The 19,076-nt window shown below is 64.8% G+C and carries 16 protein-coding genes; 10 read left to right on the forward strand and 6 right to left on the reverse strand.

All coding sequences use genetic code 11. The annotated features are described in order from the left end of the window. Positions 1-20: 20 nt before the first annotated feature. Genes DZC52_RS13435 through petA form a run of 3 tightly spaced genes read right to left on the reverse strand, consistent with a single transcriptional unit; the run spans position 21 to position 2,631 of the window. Entirely contained in the window at positions 21-758 is a 738-nt protein-coding gene (locus tag DZC52_RS13435; protein ID WP_116651671.1) for a cytochrome c1, read from the reverse strand. Then, the gene (locus DZC52_RS13440) at positions 758-2,002 is read right to left on the reverse strand and encodes a cytochrome b (RefSeq protein ID WP_116651672.1); all 1,245 of its coding nucleotides are present in this window, start codon (positions 2,000-2,002) and stop codon (positions 758-760) included. The genes DZC52_RS13435 and DZC52_RS13440 overlap by 1 nt, the downstream gene beginning before the upstream one ends. Positions 2,003-2,004: 2 nt before the next feature. Continuing rightward, complete coding sequence (gene petA / locus DZC52_RS13445) at positions 2,005-2,631, reverse strand: ubiquinol-cytochrome c reductase iron-sulfur subunit (RefSeq protein WP_116651673.1); 627 nt, start codon at positions 2,629-2,631, stop codon at positions 2,005-2,007. 338 nt (positions 2,632-2,969) lie between these two features. Here petA and DZC52_RS13450 point away from each other — a divergent pair, with 338 nt between their 5' ends. Both DZC52_RS13450 and dcd read left to right on the forward strand, forming a co-directional pair. Next, the gene (locus tag DZC52_RS13450) at positions 2,970-4,064 is read left to right on the forward strand and encodes a S1C family serine protease (protein WP_116651674.1); all 1,095 of its coding nucleotides are present in this window, start codon (positions 2,970-2,972) and stop codon (positions 4,062-4,064) included. Between the two features lie 263 nt (positions 4,065-4,327). After that, on the forward strand, positions 4,328-4,897 hold the full coding sequence (dcd, locus tag DZC52_RS13455) for a dCTP deaminase (RefSeq protein WP_116651675.1): 570 nt from the start codon (positions 4,328-4,330) through the stop codon (positions 4,895-4,897). A gap of 24 nt (positions 4,898-4,921) precedes the next feature. On the opposite strand, the gene apbC is transcribed toward dcd, so the two are convergent. Next, positions 4,922-6,010 (reverse strand): iron-sulfur cluster carrier protein ApbC, encoded by a 1,089-nt coding sequence (apbC, locus tag DZC52_RS13460; protein WP_245960831.1) that lies wholly within the window; start codon positions 6,008-6,010, stop codon positions 4,922-4,924. Positions 6,011-6,235: 225 nt separating this feature from the next. Here apbC and metG point away from each other — a divergent pair, with 225 nt between their 5' ends. The 5 genes from metG (at position 6,236) to DZC52_RS13485 (ending at position 11,815) form a co-directional block, all read left to right on the forward strand. Beyond that, positions 6,236-8,272, forward strand: coding sequence for a methionine--tRNA ligase (gene metG, locus DZC52_RS13465; RefSeq protein ID WP_116651676.1), 2,037 nt, complete (start codon positions 6,236-6,238; stop codon positions 8,270-8,272). 174 nt (positions 8,273-8,446) lie between these two features. Then, positions 8,447-9,025, forward strand: coding sequence for an electron transport complex subunit RsxA (rsxA, locus tag DZC52_RS13470; RefSeq protein WP_116651677.1), 579 nt, complete (start codon positions 8,447-8,449; stop codon positions 9,023-9,025). Positions 9,026-9,081: 56 nt separating this feature from the next. After that, the gene (locus tag DZC52_RS13475; RefSeq protein WP_116651678.1) at positions 9,082-10,410 is read left to right on the forward strand and encodes a PQQ-dependent sugar dehydrogenase; all 1,329 of its coding nucleotides are present in this window, start codon (positions 9,082-9,084) and stop codon (positions 10,408-10,410) included. A gap of 44 nt (positions 10,411-10,454) precedes the next feature. After that, positions 10,455-11,027 (forward strand): PH domain-containing protein, encoded by a 573-nt coding sequence (locus tag DZC52_RS13480; RefSeq protein WP_116651679.1) that lies wholly within the window; start codon positions 10,455-10,457, stop codon positions 11,025-11,027. A gap of 2 nt (positions 11,028-11,029) precedes the next feature. Continuing rightward, a complete protein-coding gene (locus DZC52_RS13485; RefSeq protein WP_116651680.1) occupies positions 11,030-11,815 on the forward strand; it encodes a DUF2189 domain-containing protein in 786 nt (261 codons plus the stop codon). A gap of 11 nt (positions 11,816-11,826) precedes the next feature. On the opposite strand, the gene DZC52_RS13490 is transcribed toward DZC52_RS13485, so the two are convergent. Beyond that, positions 11,827-12,195 (reverse strand): cupin domain-containing protein, encoded by a 369-nt coding sequence (locus DZC52_RS13490; protein ID WP_116651681.1) that lies wholly within the window; start codon positions 12,193-12,195, stop codon positions 11,827-11,829. Between the two features lie 113 nt (positions 12,196-12,308). On the opposite strand from DZC52_RS13490, the gene rsxB reads away from it, so the two are divergent. The 3 genes from rsxB to DZC52_RS13505 all read left to right on the forward strand — a co-directional run bounded on the left by rsxB (position 12,309) and on the right by DZC52_RS13505 (position 15,567). Continuing rightward, a complete protein-coding gene (gene rsxB / locus DZC52_RS13495) occupies positions 12,309-12,866 on the forward strand; it encodes an electron transport complex subunit RsxB (RefSeq protein WP_116651682.1) in 558 nt (185 codons plus the stop codon). Further along, positions 12,859-14,400: an electron transport complex subunit RsxC gene (rsxC, locus tag DZC52_RS13500; RefSeq protein ID WP_116651683.1), complete on the forward strand. Its 1,542-nt coding sequence runs from the start codon at positions 12,859-12,861 to the stop codon at positions 14,398-14,400. Before rsxB ends, rsxC begins: the two co-directional genes overlap by 8 nt. 102 nt (positions 14,401-14,502) lie before the next feature. Further along, the gene (locus DZC52_RS13505; RefSeq protein WP_116651718.1) at positions 14,503-15,567 is read left to right on the forward strand and encodes an RnfABCDGE type electron transport complex subunit D; all 1,065 of its coding nucleotides are present in this window, start codon (positions 14,503-14,505) and stop codon (positions 15,565-15,567) included. 147 nt (positions 15,568-15,714) lie between these two features. On the opposite strand, the gene DZC52_RS13510 is transcribed toward DZC52_RS13505, so the two are convergent. Beyond that, a complete protein-coding gene (locus tag DZC52_RS13510; RefSeq protein WP_116651684.1) occupies positions 15,715-18,909 on the reverse strand; it encodes a sialidase family protein in 3,195 nt (1,064 codons plus the stop codon). Positions 18,910-19,076 lie beyond the last annotated feature (167 nt).

Here is a 19,076-nt window from a genome sequence, read left to right on the forward strand (position 1 = left end):
ACGCCCCCGGCTACGCAAAATCACTTCTTGATGTCCTTCCAGAATTCCTGGTAGAGCAGCCAGGCGAGGAAAGTGAAAACGACCAGGAACAGCAGGACCCAGATTCCGATCTTCTCGCGCTTGAGCACGGCCGGCTCGGCAGCATACTCCATGAACGCGACGAGATCGCGAATGTGATCGCTGTACTCTTCGGGCGAGAGCTTGCCTTCCTGGTCGAGCTCGAGATCGACGATCTCCACGTGCTCGACGCCCTCGGCATCCGTATGCGACTCCGTGATGGGTCGCTGGATGCCCTGGAGCTCCCAAAGCACGTGCGGCATGGAGGCATTCGGCAACACCGTGTTGTTCCAGCCGTCCTCGGTCAGGTAGAACTCCTTGAGGTAGGTATAGATCCAGTCCGGGCCACGCGAACGCGCCGTCAGGGACAGATCGGGCGGCGCGATGCCGAACCACTCCTCGGCTTCGTCGGCGTTCATGGCACTGAGCATGGGATCACCGATTTCCTGGTCACCGCTCAGGAGAAACTCCTCGACTTGCGCTTCGCTCAAGCCGATATCCTCGACCAGGCGGTTGTAGCGCAGATATTGCATTGAGTGGCAACCGAGGCAGTAGTTGACGTACATCGCCGCACCGCGCTGGAGCGAAGCCTTGTCGTGCACGTTGATGTTGGCATGCTCCAGCCCCTCGCCACCGCCAGCGGCCAAGGAGAAGCCGGAAGCCAGCATGGCGGCTGCTGCAAGAATGTTTCTGAATCTCATCACTTGGTCACCCGCTCCGGTTCCGGTTTGGTTTTTTCGAACTTTGTAACAAACGGCATCAGCGCGAAGAACGCGAAGTAGTAGAACGTCCAGATCCGCGACTCGATGGTCTGTATCGGCGTGCCGTCACCCAGGGCCAGCATGCCCAGCCGGATGAAGCCGACCACGAACAGCGCCAGCATGACCTTGCTCGGCCAGCCCTTGTAGCGGATCGAGCGTACCTTCGAGCGATCCAGCCAGGGCAGGAAGAACAACACGAAGATTGCCGCACCCATCACCATCACGCCGAAGAGCTTGTCAGGCACGGCCCGCAGCATGGCGTAGAAGGGCGTGAAATACCACACCGGCACGATGTGCTGCGGCGTGACCAGGGGGTCGGCCGGCACGAAGTTGTCCGGCTCGAGGAACAGGCCGCCGAACTCCGGCGCGTAGAACAGCACGAAGGCGAACAGGATCAGGAACACCCCGGCCCCGAACAGGTCCTTGACGGTGTAATACGGGTGGAAGGGAATGCCGTCCAGCGGACGACCCTTCTCGTCCTTGTGCTTCTTGATCTCGACCCCGTCGGGGTTGTTGGAGCCCACTTCGTGCAGCGCCACCAGGTGCAGCACGACCAGCGCAAGTAGCGCGAGCGGAAGGGCCACGACGTGCAGCGCGAAGAATCGATTGAGCGTCGCATTGGAAATCATGTAGTCGCCGCGAATCCACTCGACGAGGATATCGCCGACCTCCGGGATCGCGCCGAACAGCGAAATGATCACCTGCGCACCCCAGTAGGACATCTGGCCCCAAGGCAGAACGTAGCCCATGAAGGCCTCGGCCATCAGGACCAGCAGGATGAACACGCCCAGGATCCAGATCAATTCGCGGGGCTTGCGGTAAGAGCCGTACAGCAAGGCGCGGAACATGTGCAGGTAGACGACGATGAAGAAGAACGACGCGCCCGTGGAGTGCATGTAGCGGATGAGCCACCCCCACTCGACGTCGCGCATGATGTACTCGACCGAACTGAACGCCATGTCGGCGTGCGGCGTGTAGAACATGGTCAGGAAGATGCCGGTCTCCAGCTGGTTGACCAGCACCAGAATCGCCAGCGACCCGAAGAAATACCAGAGATTGAAGTTCTTCGGGGCGTAGTATTCGGTCAGGTGCTCACGCCAGACCTGGCCGACCGGCATTCGCTCGTTGACCCAGGCACCGAAGGCCTGCACGTTCTTGCTGAGATTGCTCGCGGGCTTGGCCATGATCAAGCTGCTCCTTCGGCTTCGGGACCGACACCGATCATGACGGTGTTGTCGTCAATGAAATGGTACGGGGGAATCACGAGATTCAGCTGCGCCGGAACGCCGTTGTAGACGCGACCTGCCAGGTCGAATCGAGACCGGTGACAGGGGCAGAAAAACCCGCCGCGCCACTCGGCGTCGAAAGGCTGGGCCTCCACTTCAGGCAGGACCTGCGGAATGCAGCCCAGGTGCGTGCAGTGGATGTTGGCCACCAGGTACTCGGGCTTGATCGAACGGTGGACGTTCTGCGCATATTGCGGCTGCTGGGACGCCACCTCGGACTGAGGGTCAGCCAGCTTCTCGTTGAGCGTGGGCAGATCGTTGATCATGCGCTCGCTGCGGCGCATGATGCCGATGGTCTGGCCGCGCCAGACGACGCGCATGATCTGGCCCGGCTCGAGGTTGCCGATATTGACTTCGACCGGCGCCCCGACGAGACGAGCCTTCGCGCTCGGCTTCCAGGACGCGGCGAACGGCCAGATCGCCAGACCGGCACCGACGGCACCGACCACGCCCGTCGTCCAGGTCAACAGACGGCGGCGGCCGGGATTTTCCGGCGGCTGCGTGGAAGCAAGATCAGTTTCCGACATGAAACACTCCCGATTATAAGGATCAAGATCGCAAGATCAGATCTCTAAGATCATTCAAAATCACCCGGCAGGCCCTGTGCTGGCGCCACCTGGCGACGCTTCACCCGAAAGCGCCGGCGAGGGCCGTCGAAGGCCACGGCTAACGAAATTCCGGAACTAGAAGACAATCAGCCGACTATTTTAGCGAAAAATTAAGCAAATACTCAATTCCGGGCTGGTATCCTCCACCCTTTCCGAGGGCACATCGTCGTTCGTCACGCCCCCGCCCGGGGATTCTTCGGCGGGAAGCCCACAATGTATCAGTTACTTAGCCTGACAGAATCCCCCGAGCCAAGTCCATGACGCGCATCATTCATTTCGCCGTACAGTTCGTCGTGGTCGGCCTGGCCGTGGCTTTCGTGCTGGTGTGGCTGTGGCCGCAGCTCCTGCCCGCCTGGCGCCAGCAGGGCGCCGATCCGGTCGCCTCCTACGCCGACGCCGTCAATCGCACGGCCCCGTCGGTGGTCAGCGTCTACACGCGAACGATGGTGACCGAACCGCTGGGACTGGAATTCAGCGACCCCTTGTTCAACCGGCTCTACCGGGATCGCACGATCACCCGACCGCGTCGCGGACTGGGCTCGGGCGTGATCGTTTCCGAAGACGGCCTCGTCTTGACCACGCAGCACGTCATCTCGGGCGTAGACGACATTCTCGTCGCCCTGTGGGACGGGCGAGTCGCCGACGCCAGCGTGGTCGGCGCCGACCCGGCGACCGATCTCGCCCTGCTGCGGATCGAGCTCGACGACCTGCCGGTGGCCACCCTGGCCGCCGACGACAACCTGAGAACCGGCGATGTCGTGCTCGCCATCGGCAACGCCTTCGGACTGAGCCACACCGTGACCATGGGCATCGTCAGCGCCACCAGCAGGGGGCATCTCAACCTGGCCTCGTTCGAGGACTTCATCCAGACCGATGCCGCCATCAATGCGGGCAACTCCGGCGGCGCTCTGATCAACCCGGCCGGCGAAGTCGTGGGCATCAACAGTGCCTCGATGGGCCAGGAGACCGGCGCGCAGGGGATATCGTTCGCCATTCCCGCCTCCGTCGTGCGGCGCGTGACCGAACAGATCATTGAATACGGCCGCGTCACTCGGGGCTGGATGGGGGCGGAGTTGTCCGACGTCAGTCTGCGTCTGGCCAACGCCGAAGCCCTGCAGCCCGGTGCCCGGGTCATCCAGGTCCACCGCGGCAGCCCCGCCTGGCAGGCCGGCTTGCAGCGAGGCGATGTCCTGGTCCGCGCCAACGGCGAGCAGGTCGAAAGCGCGCGCGATCTGATGCAGCGCATCGCCGGTTCCGAACCCGGCTCGGAAATGGAACTCGAGGTCATCCGGGGCAACCAGCTGTTCACCACCAGCGTGGAACTGATCCAGCAGCCGCCGCCGCAGGATTGAAATTGGTTCCCTGGTTGGCTGGTTGGCTTGTTGGCTCGTTTGCTGGTTCGGCTCGGAAGACATTGCGGGGCCGCGGTGCGGCGATGTCAGGGCGCTGATTCGCGTGCCCGCACCGTTGACGCGGCCATGCCGCCCACCGTTGGGTGACGATGCCGAACCAGCAAACGAGCCAACAAGCGAACCAGCCAACCAGCCGCTAATCCCGTCCCGAAGTCGTGCGATAATCCGGCGCTCGCACGCCGCAACGTGAGCCGCCGCCGACGATGAGCATCAAGTCCGACCGCTGGATCCGCACCATGGCCGAGGAGCACGGCATGATCGAGCCCTTCGAGCCCGGACAGGTCCGCCACACCGCCGAGGGGCGCAAGCTGGTCTCCTACGGCACCTCGAGCTACGGCTACGACGGTCGCTGTGCCAACGAATTCAAGATCTTCACCAACATCAACACGGCCATCGTCGATCCCAAGTCCTTCGACGAGAAGAGCTTCGTGGATTTCACCGGCGACTGCTGCATCATCCCGCCGAACTCCTTCGCGCTGGCCCGGACGGTCGAGTATTTCCGCATTCCCCGCAACGTGCTGACCATCTGCCTGGGCAAGTCCACCTACGCGCGCTGCGGCATCATCGTCAACGTCACCCCGCTCGAACCCGAGTGGGAGGGACACGTCACCCTGGAGTTCTCCAACACCACGCCCCTGCCCGCCCGCGTCTACGCCAACGAGGGCGTGGCGCAGTTCCTGTTCCTCGAGTCCGACGAGCCCTGCGAGACCAGCTATGCCGACCGCGCAGGGAAGTACATGGGGCAGCGTGGGGTAACCTTGCCCAAGGCCTGAAACCTGAAACCTGAAACCTGAAACCTAATCCGTAATTCGGATTTTCGGCATTCGAACCTTCGACTCGCGCGACTGGGTCGACAGGCGGCCGGCCACGCGGCGGGCGATTTCCCGGAACCGGATCGCGGCCGGATGATCCGGCTCGGCGACCACGATCGGGGTGCCGCGGTCGGTCGTGCGCCCCACTTCCGACTCCAGCGGCAGCTGGCCCAGGTTGGGCACGCCGGCTTCGCGGGCGATGCGCTCGCCGCCGCCGCGGCCGAAAACCGGGTCCTCGTGACCGCAGTTGGAGCAGATGTGCGTGCTCATGTTCTCGATCACGCCCAGCACCGGCACCTTGACCTTGTTGAACATCGCCACGGCACGACGCACGTCGTCGACGGCCACTTGCTGGGGCGTGGTCACCGTCACCGCCCCGGCCACCGGGATGCGCTGCGCCAGGGTGAGCTGGATATCGCCCGTTCCGGGCGGAAGATCGATGACAAGATAATCGAGCCCCTCCCACAGCGTCTCGGAGACCATCTGTTGCAGGGCCTGGGTCGCCATCGGGCCGCGCCAGATCATCGCCTGGTCGGTGTCGACCAGAACGCCGATGCTCATGACCTGCAGCCCGTGCGCCCGCATGGGCAGAATGCGGCGGTTGTCGGTCGTCTTCGGACCGCCCTCCAGGCCCAGCATGCGCGGCTGGCTCGGGCCGTAGATGTCGGCGTCGAGCACGCCGACAGTCGCGCCCTCGGCGGCCAGCGCCAGCGCCAGATTCGCGCTCACCGTGGATTTTCCAACGCCGCCCTTGCCCGAGGCGACGGCAATCACGTTGCGCACACCCTCGATCGGATCGAGCCCGCCCTGCACGGCGTGCTGGGGAATCTGCCAGTCGACGTCGACGGTCACCTCGTCGACCTCGCCGCCGGCGCGAAGCCGGTCGGAGACCAGGCCGGCCAACTCGTCCTTCCAGCCGGCGGCCGGATAGGACAGCCGGATATCGACGGCCGCGCGCCGGTCGCGGATGACCACACCGCGTACGCCATCACCGAGCGGCCGCCCGGTATTGGGATCCTCGATGGCGGCGACAAGCGACTTGCCTTCCTCGTTGTTCATGCCCTGGGAGCTCATCGTCAAAACAGGACTGATATTGTACCGGTTTGACTGGTTGGCTGGTTGGCTGGTTGGCTGGTTCGGCAAAAGGAACGGCTGTCGGCGGCCGTTTCGCGGCACAGCCGCCCCGCAGTGCAATCAGTTTGCCGAATCAACCAAAACACCAAAAAACCAACGAACCAAAAAACCATCCCAGCGCATGCGATAATTTCAGACTGCCTTCAATCAACCCGCGACGACACCATGACCACCCCGCGCCGCATCCTGGTCACCGCCGCCCTGCCCTATGCCAACGGCTCGATCCACATGGGCCACATGCTCGAGTACATCCAGACCGACATCTGGGCGAGATTTCAGCGCGCAAAGGGCCATGACGTGGTTTTCGCCTGGGCGGACGACGCCCACGGCACGCCGATCATGCTGCGCGCCGAAAAGGAAGGCATCACGCCCGAGCAGCTCATCGAGCGCATGCACGCAGAGCACCTCAAGGACTTCGAGGACTTCGCGCTTTCGTTCGACAACTTCTCGTCGACGCATACCGACACCAACCGCAAGCTGGTCGAGCGCATCTGGTCATCGCTCAAGGATCGCGACGCCGTGCGCACCGAAACGATCGAGCAGTACTACGACACCGAACGCGAAATGTTCCTGCCCGACCGTTTCATCAAGGGCAGCTGTCCGCGCTGCGGCGCCGAAGACCAGTACGGAGATTCCTGCGAGGCCTGCGGCGCCACCTACGACCCGACCGAACTGCTTGATCCGCGGTCGGTCGTTTCCGGCACGACGCCGGTGATGAAGAAGACCGAGCACTACTTCGTCACGCTGTCGGCCTTCAGCGACAGTCTCAGGGAGTGGATGCGCTCGGGCGCCCTGCAGGACGAAGTCGCCAACAAACTCGACGAGTGGTTCACCGACGGCCTGCGCGACTGGGACGTCACCCGCGACAAGCCCTACTTCGGCTTCCGGATTCCCAACACGGACGACAAGTTCTTCTACGTCTGGATGGACGCGCCCGTCGGCTACCTGGCCAGCTTCATGGAGCTGTGCGAACGCCACGACTGGGATTTCGAAGACTGGTTGCGCCCCGGCTCGAACGCCGAAATGCACCACTTCATCGGCAAGGACATCATCTACTTTCACTGCCTGTTCTGGCCGGCGATGCTCGAGGGCGCTGGCTTCAAGCGCCCCGACGGGGTCTACGCCCACGGCTTCCTGACCGTCAACGGCACCAAGATGTCCAAGTCGCGCGGCACTTTCATCATGGCGCGCACCTGGCTCGAGCACCTGCACCCGGACTACCTGCGCTATTACTTCGCCGCCAAGCTGGGTTCCGGCCTGGTCGACATCGACCTCAACTTCGAGGACTTCCGCTACCGCGTCAATTCCGACCTGGTCGGCAAACTGGTCAATATCGCCAGCCGCTCGGCCGGCTTCATCCACAAGCTCGGCGGCGGCAAGCTGGCTTCGGAATTGCCGGACCCCGAGCTGCACCAACGCTTCGTCGGCGAGCACCTGGCGGTGATCGATGACTTCGAGAATCGCAACTATCACGCCGCGATCCGGCGCATCATGGCGCTGGCCGACGAGGCCAACGCCTACATCAACGACCGGGAACCGTGGAAGCTGGCCAAGGAAGCGGGCCGCGAAGAAGAAGTGGTCGCCATCTGCACCCAGGCGCTCAACCTGTTCCGCCTCCTGATGACCTGGCTGTCGCCGGTGATCCCGCTGACCGCGGAGAAGGCGGCCGAATTCCTGAACACGCGCCTGGACGACTTCAGCCTGGTGGGCGACCCGCTGCTCGACCACGAGATCCGGAAGTTCAAGCCGCTCCTCCAGCGCGTCGAGGAGAAACACACGGACGCCCTGATCGAGGCCAGCCGCGAATCGCTGGAAGAGACGGAAGCACCGGCGCGCGCCGGAAACAACAAGCAAAAGGAAGAAGACGCAAGCAATATGATCCAGTTCGACGACTTCATGAAGGTGGAATTGCGCGTGGCTCGCATCGAGAAGGCCGAAGAGGTCGAGGGCGCCGACAAGCTCCTGCGGCTGCAGCTCGACCTGGGCGAGATGGGCAATCGGCAGGTCCTGGCCGGCATTCGTGGACACTACGACCCGGCCGACCTGGACGGCCGCCTGACCATGGTCGTGGCCAACCTCGAGCCGCGCAAGATGCGTTTCGGCGTCTCCGAGGGCATGGTCCTGGCCGCCAGCGGCGAAGACGGCAGGCCGTTCCTGCTCTCGCCCGACAGCGGGGCGAAGCCCGGAATGCGGATCAAATAACCTTAGAACCGGAACCACGGAAGACACGGAGTTCAGGGAATACAGCCGTCGCCCGAAAGAGTGGAAAAACCGATGAATGCTCAGGGTTTTCGAACACCCAAGTCACATAAAGGATTTTTTCTCGTTTTTTCCGTGCATTCCGTGTCTTCCGTGGTTCCAAGATTTGCCTGAACAATGGACCTGGTGCTGATCGTCATATCGGCCGCGCTGGTCAACAATTTCGTGCTGGTCCAGTTCCTGGGCCTGTGCCCCTTCATGGGGGTGTCCAACAGCGTCTCTTCCGCCTTCGGCATGGCCGTGGCAACCGCTTTCGTGCTCACGCTGGCCTCGGTGGCCAGCTTCCTGATCACCGAATGGCTGCTCGACCCCCTGGGCCTGGAATACCTCCGGATCATCGCCTTCATCCTGGTCATCGCCGCGCTGGTGCAGATCACCGAGCTCTACATGCGACACTCGGCGCCGATACTCCACCGCGTCCTCGGCGTCTACCTGCCCCTGATCACCTCGAACTGTGCCGTGCTCGGTGTCGCGCTGCTCAACGTGCGCGAACAGCACAGCCTGGTCGAGTCGGCCTTCTACGGATTCGGCGCCGCGCTGGGCTTCGGCATGGTGCTGGTCGTTCTCGCGGCCGCGCGAGAACGCATCGCCATGGCCGACGTCCCGGAGAGCTTCCGCGGTGCGCCCATCGGCCTGATTACCGCCGGCCTGATGGCTCTGGCCTTCATGGGCTTCGCCGGCTTCGCGAAGCTGTAACCGCTGACTGCTAAGATACTGGCATTACCGGTTTGTCCCCCGGGAGGGAATCTGTCATGAGAAGCATCCTGATCGCTATCAGCCTCATCGCGCTGGCCGCATGCACTTCCGAGACCGACACGAGCATCGACGAAGATGCAACGGCGTCTGATGCGGGTGGCAGCATCACGGCCGAGCAAGCGCCCGAGGAATCGACTTCCGGGCAGCAGGAAACCGCGGCGGACGCGGCGGCACCCGCCCGGACCGAGGAGACCCGCGACCGCGAAGCGCCGCACCTGGAGTCGGCGTTTGCCGGCCAGACCCGCGCGCCGATTCCTGCCGACAGCACGGACTGGTCCATCGAGACGGTCGCCCGCGGCCTGGAGCACCCCTGGGCCATCGAGTTCCTGCCCGACGGCGCGGTGCTGGTTACCGAACGTCCCGGCCGCCTGCGCGTGGTCGGCGCCGACGGCAGCGTCTCCGAACCCGTCGAAGGCGTGCCGGCAGTCGACAATCGCAACCAGGGCGGCCTTCTGGACGTGGCCATCGCACCCGACTTCGAGTCGACCCGCACCCTGTTCCTGAGCTTCTCGGAGCCGCACGACGACGGAACGAACAACACCGCCCTCGCTCGCGCTCGCCTGAGCGAAGACCGCACCGCCCTCGAGGACGTCGAGGTCATCTTCAGCCAGCAGCCGGCCGTGGAATCCACCGGCCATTACGGCTCCCGCATCGTCTTCCAGGACGAGGATACGCTGTGGCTGACCATGGGCGACCGCCAGGGCCACCCCGTTCGCCGGAACGCACAGGACCCGACCAACCACATCGGCACCGTGGTTCGCCTGAGCTTCGACGGCTCCGTGCCGCAGGACAATCCGTTCGTGGGCCATGAGGAGAACCGACCGGAGATCTGGTCTTACGGGCACCGCAACATCCAGGCCGCGGCCAGGGACGCCCAGGGACAGCTCTGGACGGTGGAACACGGCCCGCGCGGCGGCGACGAGCTCAACCGGCCGGAGCCGGGCAAGAACTACGGCTGGCCGACCATCTCCTACGGCATCGAGTACCGCGGCGGCGACGTCTACGAGGGCCGCACCGAAGCCGAGGGCATGGAACAGCCCGTGTACTTCTGGGATCCGGTCATCGCACCCTCCGGCATGGACTTCTACGACGGCGAGGCCTTCGCAGCCTGGCAAGGCGACCTGTTCGTCGGGGGGCTGCGCAGCCAGCTCGTCTCACGACTGGTCATCGAGGACGCCCGGGTCGTCGGGGAAGAATGGCTGGAGATCGGCAGCCGCGTGCGCGACGTCAAGACCGGCCCGGACGGCGCGATCTACCTGGTCACCGACCAGCCCGAAGGGCAGGTCCTGCGGATCGTGCCCGGCGGGGCTGAGGCTGAGGGCTGAGGTCGAGTCCCGGACTTCAGGCATCGGACAAAACGGAGGGAATCATGACGCAACGCAGTCCGGTTCTGCGGCAGGCAGAGATCATGCCCGAGGTCGTTCGTTACCAGACCTGGAGCGTGTTCTTCCTGCTCCTGTTCATGGTGGTGACGATTCCGCTGATGCCGATCGTGCTGCCGCTTGCCTGGTGGCTGACCAAACGCTACTACGAGCGCCTGGAGATCGTACTGACACGGCGCGACCTGAAGGTCCGCCGGGGCATCCTCAACGTCGAGGAAAAGAGCATCCCGCTGGAGAAGGTGACCGACCTGGCCCTCTACCAGGGCCCTTTGATGCGCTTGTTCGACCTCAAGGGAATGAAAGTCGAGACGGCCGGGCAATCGTCCGGCGGCGCCCTGGTCTCGGTGGTCGGCATTCGCGATGTGGACGACTTCCGTGACGCCGTGCTCAACCAGCGCGACCGCATCAGCGACCAGGATGACGATGACGGGATGCGCCAGGGGGCCAAACCCACCGAATCGGGTGCGGCTGCGGCCAGCGGCGAGAGTCTCGCCCTGCTGACGGAAATCCGCGACAGCCTCCAGCGCATCGAGCGAGGGCTGGCCGACCGCGGCGACTGACGATGAACGATCCAGGCGAACGTAATTCGCCCGCTCCGGAAGAACTGCCCTTTGCGGCACCGTGCCGCAAATTGCGGGCCTCCGCCCCGTTCGGATGGCTACGCCTGGGCTGGGCCGACCTGCGAGCCGCGGCGAGACAGAGCCTGTGCTACGGCGCGGTCATGCTGCTGCTGAGCTATTCGATCACCGCCGCCACCTGGCTGTTCGGCAATATCGGACTGTACCTGGGCCTGGTGTCGGGATTCGTCTTCGTGGGTCCCTGGCTCGCTTTGACGCTCTATTCGATCAGTCGTCGGCTCGAAGCCGGGCGCCGGGTCAGCCTCGCCCGCAGCATGGGCGACGCGGCCACTGCAGTAGGCAATGCCCTGGTATTTGCCGTGATTCTCACCGTCGTCTTCCTCGTCTGGGCGCGGGCGGCGACGATGGTGCACGTTTTCTTCCCGCCGACCGAGGACCCGAGCTGGTCCGACCTTGCCCCCTTCCTGGCCGTCGGCACCGCCGTCGGGGCCGTATTCAGCGCCTTCGTCTTCGCCGCCAGCGCCTTCTCGCTGCCGATGCTGATGGATCGGCGCACGGACACGGTCACGGCGATCGTGACCTCGGTCAACGCCGTGTTGAGAAACAAGGGGGCGATGGCAGTGTGGGCGGCCATCATCGTCTCGTGCGTGCTCATCGGCGCGGCCACGGCCTGGCTGGCATTCGTGGTACTGCTGCCGCTGATCGGCCATGCGACCTGGCATGCCTACCGAGCAACGATCGACGCCGGCCAGTGGCCGGCGCTCGAATAACCCCGGGTGGCTCAGGAGGCGTCCGCCTTTGTCGCGTGCTCGGTTCCCGGTTCGTGCTCGGGCGGCGAGTAGGTCGTATAGAGCTTCAGCATTCCCGAGCCGGTGTTCTTGAAATTGTGCCAGGTGCCCGAAGGCACGATGCTGAGATCGCCGGCCTTGACGGACTCCTCCCGGTCTCCGATCTTGGCCGCGCCCTCGCCGTCGACGAACCACAGCAGTTGATCGTGACCCTCGTGCACCTCACCGCCGATCTCGCCGCCCTCGGGCACGGCCATGAGGACGACCTGACTCTTCTCACCGGTCCAGATCACCTTGCGGAACTCGTCGTTGTCGCGCGCGATCTGCACGATGGGCAACGTCGTCTTGTCGGTTTCCTTCATAGCGTTCGCTCTCCGTCGAAGTTGTCGCGATTCATTGTCTTACAAAAGACCTGGCCAGGGTTTGTCCCAGATCAACGGCCACACGACCGATCCACTCGCACTATCATGACGCCATGGTCTCCGCGATCCTGACCCTGACCGCCCTGGTGCTGGGCATCGGTGCCTTGCTGCTCTGGCTCGGCCGCCGCCTGGCGCCCGACGAAGGCAGCCTGGTCGAGCGGATCAACGGGATCCTGCCGCAGACCCAGTGCGCCCAGTGCGGCTATCCCGGATGTCGCCCCTACGCGCAGGCCGTCGCCGATGGCGAGGCCGACATCAACCAGTGTCCGCCCGGCGGCGAAGACGGCGTGAAGATGCTGGCCGAATTGCTGGGCGTCGAACCCAAGCCGCTCGACGAGACGCGCGGCGAGCACAAGCCGCCCATGGTGGCCGTCATCGACGAAGACCGCTGCATCGGCTGCACGCTTTGCATCCAGGCCTGCCCGGTCGACGCCATTCTCGGCGCCCAGCGCCAGATGCACACCGTCATCGAGGCCGAATGCACCGGCTGCGAATTGTGCATCGAACCCTGCCCGGTCGATTGCATCGACCTGGTCGCAAAGGACGAACCCTGGCGCTGGCCGCGTCCTGATCCGATCCCGCTGAAGGTCCGGGAGGCCGCGCATGGATGATGCCCTGCCCGGCGATCGCATCCACGGTTTCCACGGCGGCCTGAAGCTCCAGCACCACAAGCAGACGGCCTGCCAGCACCCCGTCGAGCGGCCGCCCCTGCCCGAGCGCCTGTTCATCGCCATGCGCCAGCACCAGGGTGAAACCGGGCGGACGCTGGTCGAGACGGGCGAACATGTCCTCAAGGGCCAGGCCCTGACGGAAGCGGGCGACGACTTCATCGTGCCCGAACATGCGCCGACGTCCGGAACGATCGAAGGCGTCATCGATTACCCCGCCGCGATGCCGCCGGGCAGCATGCGCCGAACCATCGTGCTGGTGCCTGACGGCGAGGACCGCCCGGCCCCGCGACAGCCCCTCGAGGACTGGCAGGAACGGCGCGCGGACGAAATCGTGGATCACCTGCATCGCTCGGGGCTGGCGGGCCTGGGTGGCGCCATGTTTCCCACCGCAGCCAAGCTGCGCGGCGGCTGGTCAGGGCTGCATACCCTGATTCTCAACGGCGCCGAATGCGAGCCCTGGATCGCCTGCGACGAGATGCTCATGCGCGAGCGGGCCCGGGATGTCGTCGAGGGCGGGCTGATCCTGGCGCATGCCGCCGGTGCGCGGCAAGTGGTCATCGCCATCGAGGACCGCATGGGCCTGGTCGAGGAGAAGCTGCGCGAGGCGCGCAGCGCGCTCGGCGCCGAAAGACGAGTGCGTATCCGCAAGGTCTTCACGATCTACCCGGAAGGCGGCGAGCGCCAGATCATCCAGGCGCTGACCGGCCGGGAAGTACCGCACGACGGTCTGCCCCAGGACCTCGGCGTGGTCGTGCACAACGTGGGCACGGCCGCGGCGGCCCGCGACGCCGTCGTCGAGGGCCGGCCCCTGGTCGAGCGCATCGTCACAGTCACCGGGCCCGGGATTGCCGATCCGCGCAACCTGTTGGCGCTCGTCGGCACACCCTTCGCCCACCTGGTCGAGGCCGCCGGCGGCTATCGCGAAGGCGTCACCCGCCTGGTCCTCGGCGGACCGATGTCGGGTACGGCACTGCCCAGCGACGAGATTCCCGTCACCAAGGGCAGCAACTGCGTGCTCGCCCTGACCCGCGAGGAGACGGCACCGACGCAGCCGACCCTGCCATGCATCAACTGCGGCGAATGCGTGCGGGTGTGCCCCGCCCGGCTGCTGCCGCAGACCCTGTTCAAGCTGGTCGAAGCCGAAAACTACGACGACGCGGCCGACTACGACCTGGCCGACTGCATCGAGTGCGGTTGCTGTGCAGCCGTCTGCCCCAGCCACATTCCGCTGGTCGATTTCTACAAGCACGGCAAGGACGAGCTGACCCGCCGCCGGCTCGATCGCCGCCGCGCCGCCCTGGCCAAGCGCCGCTACGAAGCACGCGAGGAGCGACTCGAGCGCGAAAGACAAGCGCGCCGGGCCAAACGACAGGAACGCGAAGAGAAGCTCAAGCGATCCGAAACGGACGCCAAAAGCGAGATCCAGGCCGCCATCGAGCGAGCGAAGCGCAAGAAGGAGGGTGGCAATGACTAAGCGGCCATGGCGGTTCGAGGGGCCGACGCCGGGGATGGAAGAGGTTTCAGGTTTCGGGTTTCAGGCTTCAGGGGCATCGCCTTCGAGCCGACGGAGGCGGTCGTGAGGTTCGCGACTTCCGGGGCGCCCTTTCAGCCGCCCGCGACTACGGTGAGCGGGGTCATGCGACAGGTGCTCTGTGCCCTGGTACCGGCCGTGGTCGCGCACGTCTGGTTCTTCGGCTACGGCATTCTCTTCCAGCTCGTCCTGGCGGTCGGCTTCGCGCTGGGACTCGAAGCCGCCATGCTCAAGCTGCGGGATCGACCGCTCAAGCCCTTCCTGTCGGACTACAGCGCGGTGGTCACGGGCGTGCTCTTCGCCCTGTGCATGCCGCCGCTGGCGCCCTGGTGGGTCACCGCCGTGGGGATGGTTTTCGCCATCGTCATCGCCAAGCATCTCTACGGCGGCCTCGGCTACAACCTGTTCAATCCGGCCATGGTGGGCTTCGCCGCCGTCATCGTCGCCTTCCCGCTCGAACTGAGCCACTGGCTGCTGCCACGACAACTCTCCCCCGGGCTGCCCGGCCTGGCCGAGACCGCGCAGGCGATCTTGACCGGAGGCCTGCCCGAGTCGCTGAACTGGGATGCGGTCACCGGTGCCACGCCGCTCGACAGACTTCGGACGGGCGTGACCGAAAACCTGGCAATCGGCGAGATTCGAAATTCGCCGGTCTTTGGCGACTTCGGGGGGCTGGGCTGGGAATGGATCGCAAACTTCTACGCCCTGGGCGGGCTCTACCTGATGTGGCGACGGGTCATCTCCTGGCACGTCCCGGTGGCCGTCATCGCCACGACCATCCTGGTGTCCACGCCGTTATGGCTGCTCGGCCCGGACACCAACCCCTCGCCGATGCAACATGTCTTTTCGGGCGCCCTGGTGCTCGCCGCCTTTTTCATCGCCACCGATCCTGTCAGCGGCTGCAGCACGCCCAGAAGCAAACTCCTCTTCGGGGCCGGCGTCGCCGTCCTCACTCTGGCCATCCGCCGCTGGGGCGGGTACCCCGACGGCGTGGCCTTCGCCGTGTTGCTGATGAACATGGCAGCCCCCTTGGTCGACCGCCTTACGCGGCCTCGCACCTACGGTCACTACCGCTCCCGTAAGGAATCATCGCATCCAGGCGGCGACTGAGCTTGCCGCCTCTCGCCCCGTCGGCGGCGCCGAAGGTGGCGCAGCGATGCGATGCCGCGGAGTCACTCCAGAATCAGCACGCACCTATACAGAGCCGGGCGCGCAGCGGTGTCCGCTGCGCGCCCGGTTTCAGCGCTTGAGGGTGCCTCAGAACTGGCTGTTGAGCAGCTCGAAGCGGTCGGAGAAGATCAGGTCCGTCGGAGGCGGCGGGTCGCCCATCACCGGATCGTCGACCGGATCGGTCGGCTCCCAGAACCAGTCGAAGTTCTCGTCGGTGTACCAGACGCGGGCATAGCTCGCGTCCGACAGCGGATCGGGGAACGTCACTTCGGCAGTCGTGAACTGAGCCCAGGTCGAGTAGAGCGTGTCCCCGGCCGGACTCATCGTCAGGCTGGATTCTTCTGCGGAAACGTCCGAGCCGGTCGTGAGCCTTTCGAACTCGTTGCAGAAGATTCCGCCGATGGTCGGTCCCGGCAGGCAGGTCTTCTCCATGTCGTGCTCGTCGGCCGTCACCTGGTAGTGATCACCGTAGCGAACGGCCCGCCCGAAGAACAGGTCCAGCGCCTCGGCTTCGCCATCGACAACCGTCGTGTTGTCGCCGGTTTCGTAGACGACGAAGAACCGGGTCGGATTGAACTCGTCGGAGTCGTAGTCGTAGGAGCCGTCGCCCTCGGTGCCGATGGTCTTCATCGTCGGCGGATCCGGCGCATAGCGCGGATCGAGAATGGTGAACTTGTAAGTCGACGTACCGGTTTCCGAGCCCTGCAGCTGCGAGACGTTGCGCGCCTGCTCCGGTGCACCCGGCGGATAGTAGGTGCAGCGTTGGGTCGAATCCGGAGCCGTTGCGCCGTCGCGCATGAACTCGCAGGTCGTGGTGCCGATGCCGAACCCGCTTTCGTTCGATCCCCAGTCCGCGGGGGTGGTCGTCCAGGTCCGGCCGCCGTCGAATGAGCGGCGGATGTAGAGCTCGTAGCGATCGCTGCCGCTGGTATTGCGCTTCCAGTTGGGCGACCAGGCGTACATCACCACGACCATGTCGTTCCAGATGTAGCCGCGGTGGCCCTTGGCGACGTCCAGCGGGTTGTACCAGCTCTGGTCGTCCAGGTTACTGCCCAGCGCGACCGACTCGGGGAAGGTGCCGCACAGCGGGGATCCCGGGCACTGCGCCCAGGTTTCCATCTTGTCGAAGACGGTCTGGTCGTCCGGGGTATCGCTGGCGATACCGCTCTCGTCGATGGTCGGACACACCCCGTCGCTGGCATCGTTGTCGCCGCCACCGCCGGTCGCGCAGTTCTCCGGCGTCACGCCCGAGAGATTGATCGCCGGGTCGTTGCAGATCCCCTTGGGATAGTAGGGATTCGAGTCGTCGATGTAGAGCCGCTCCGCGCAGACGAGGTTGTTGAAGTCGTACGGGTTGGCGGACGCCCCGGCGTCAACGATACGACGGGCCATGATGTCGGCCGGACCGCCCTGCTGCATCAGACCCTGCTTGAACAGCGGCAGTGCCGTGAGGTTGCTGCCGGCTGCGTCTGCGCCCGAGCGGGGCTGCACCAGCAGGCTGCCTCGGCGGGCGATTTCGGTCCGGTAGAGGTCGAAGTTGTAATCGGTACCGCTGGTCACGCCGGTGAAGTCCCACATGTCCACGGTGCTCATCCTCGGGAAGGTTTCGCCCGTGCGCCAATCGATCTCCGGCTGGTTGAGCATGTTGCCCTGGGCGACCAGGTTCTTGACCAGGCCGGTCTCGCTGAGATCCGAGCTGGTCTGCGGCTGCCCCATTTCGAAGGAGAAGTACCAGACGTTCTTGCCGATGTCGGCCGTTTCACAGTCGGCTTCACCCTCGTTGCAGGGAGTGGCGGTCTCGACGCCGGTCTCGCCGACCTTGAAGAAGAAGCGGCCCAGCCCCTTGCTTTCCTCTGCGATCACGACGACCCAGGCACCGATGGTGTTGCCGAGTTCGTCCGTGCGCGCCTGCAGGGAGACGCGGGGCCGGGTCGCTGCGGTATTGGCTACGTTGGGAAGCCCGTCCTCGCTGACGCAGACTTCGGTGGTGCCGCTGCCCTGCCCGGTCGGAATCACCACGGTGTCGACGCACTGGTTCTTGAGGCCGAAATCGAGCGCATCGGCGGTGCAGTACAGGGGGACACCGCCGGTGCCGTCGCCGCTGCCCGTGCAGCGGGCATTGTTGGTCATGCGCATGGGCACCGCAAAGGGAACGAAGGGCTTCGGCTTTTCGGTATTGGCGGGCCAGTAGGTCGGCAGGTCGACCGCCGTGCCCGTATCGTCAACGGTCTCGAAATGCGCATCCGGCAGGAAGCTGTACCAGATGTCGGTCTGATTGTTCGCGATGGCGCCGCTCCAGCCTTCGCCGGGGCCCTCCCCGGAACCGGGCAGCAGACCACCGGGATCCTCCTGCCAGGTGAGCACGACGCCCGCATCCTTGACGAAAGCGATTTCCACGCGATTGACGTCCCGGCGGCCGGAGGTCAGGCGCTCGGGCTTGTACCAGACCACGTGAAAGGCCTCCGTGGCATCACCGGTGCGGGGATCATCCCCTTCGACCAGCACGCCGCGAGCCGTCCACAGGCAGTGATACGGCACGACTCCGACCGTGGGATAGCCCTGGGCGTCGTAGTCGACCAGCCCCTGGGAGCCGGCGACTCCGAATACATCGGTCAGGTACAGATCGGCTGCAGGGTCGATACCCAATTCGGTCGCGACGGCGCTGAGTGTCGGCGTGGTGCCGTCATCGAGCGTGTATGCAGGCGATCCGGACGAGCAGTAGCGGCTCTGCCAGGCCACCGCGATATGCCGCCCGGCGACCGCGTGCACGATATTGGTGACATCACCGGGATAGGCGGGCACCGAGGTGGCGAATTCCGCCGCAGATTCGGACAGGTTGGTGGTCTTCCAGGTCTGGCCGTCGTCGAGGCTGATGCCGGCATAGGCGTCGCGCTTGCCCTTGCCGGTAAATCCGCCGGCATTCTCGTCGCCGACCGGCTCCGCGCCGGCCACCGCGCCGTAGAGAAAGGCGCTGACGACCGGCTTTGCCACCGTCCGGGTCTTGACCGTGGTCGCTTCGTCGTCGGTGGTGTAGGGCACGCTGCTGGCCGTCCCGTCGGAGGCCTGGGCGGGCACGTATTCCCTCAGGTACTTGACGAAAACGTGTTCCGCTTCCGGAGAATGCTGGACTCCGTCGATTTCGAGAAGCCCCGCATCCAGGGTGATGTTCTGGTTGATGTCGCGGTTGATCGAATCGCCCGCCTGGGAAAACGCCGTCGACGGCGACAACGCGCCGACAATAGCGGTCACCAGGATCACGGCCGAAAACCTGGAATTGATCATTGAAAACCCTCCTGAGCGCCGGATGGCAAATAAAGTTTGATATCTCGGGTTTCGATGAAAGCTCGACGGCCGAAAAGCCCGCCGATCAAGCGCCTGCACCCATACAACTCTGGACTGGAAGTCTAGAATCCAGCCAAACCGAACCCGGTGACACAGATCAATAAATT

Origin of the sequence: Wenzhouxiangella sediminis, assembly GCF_003410055.1 — a bacterium.
GTDB lineage: Bacteria > Pseudomonadota > Gammaproteobacteria > Xanthomonadales > Wenzhouxiangellaceae > Wenzhouxiangella > Wenzhouxiangella sediminis.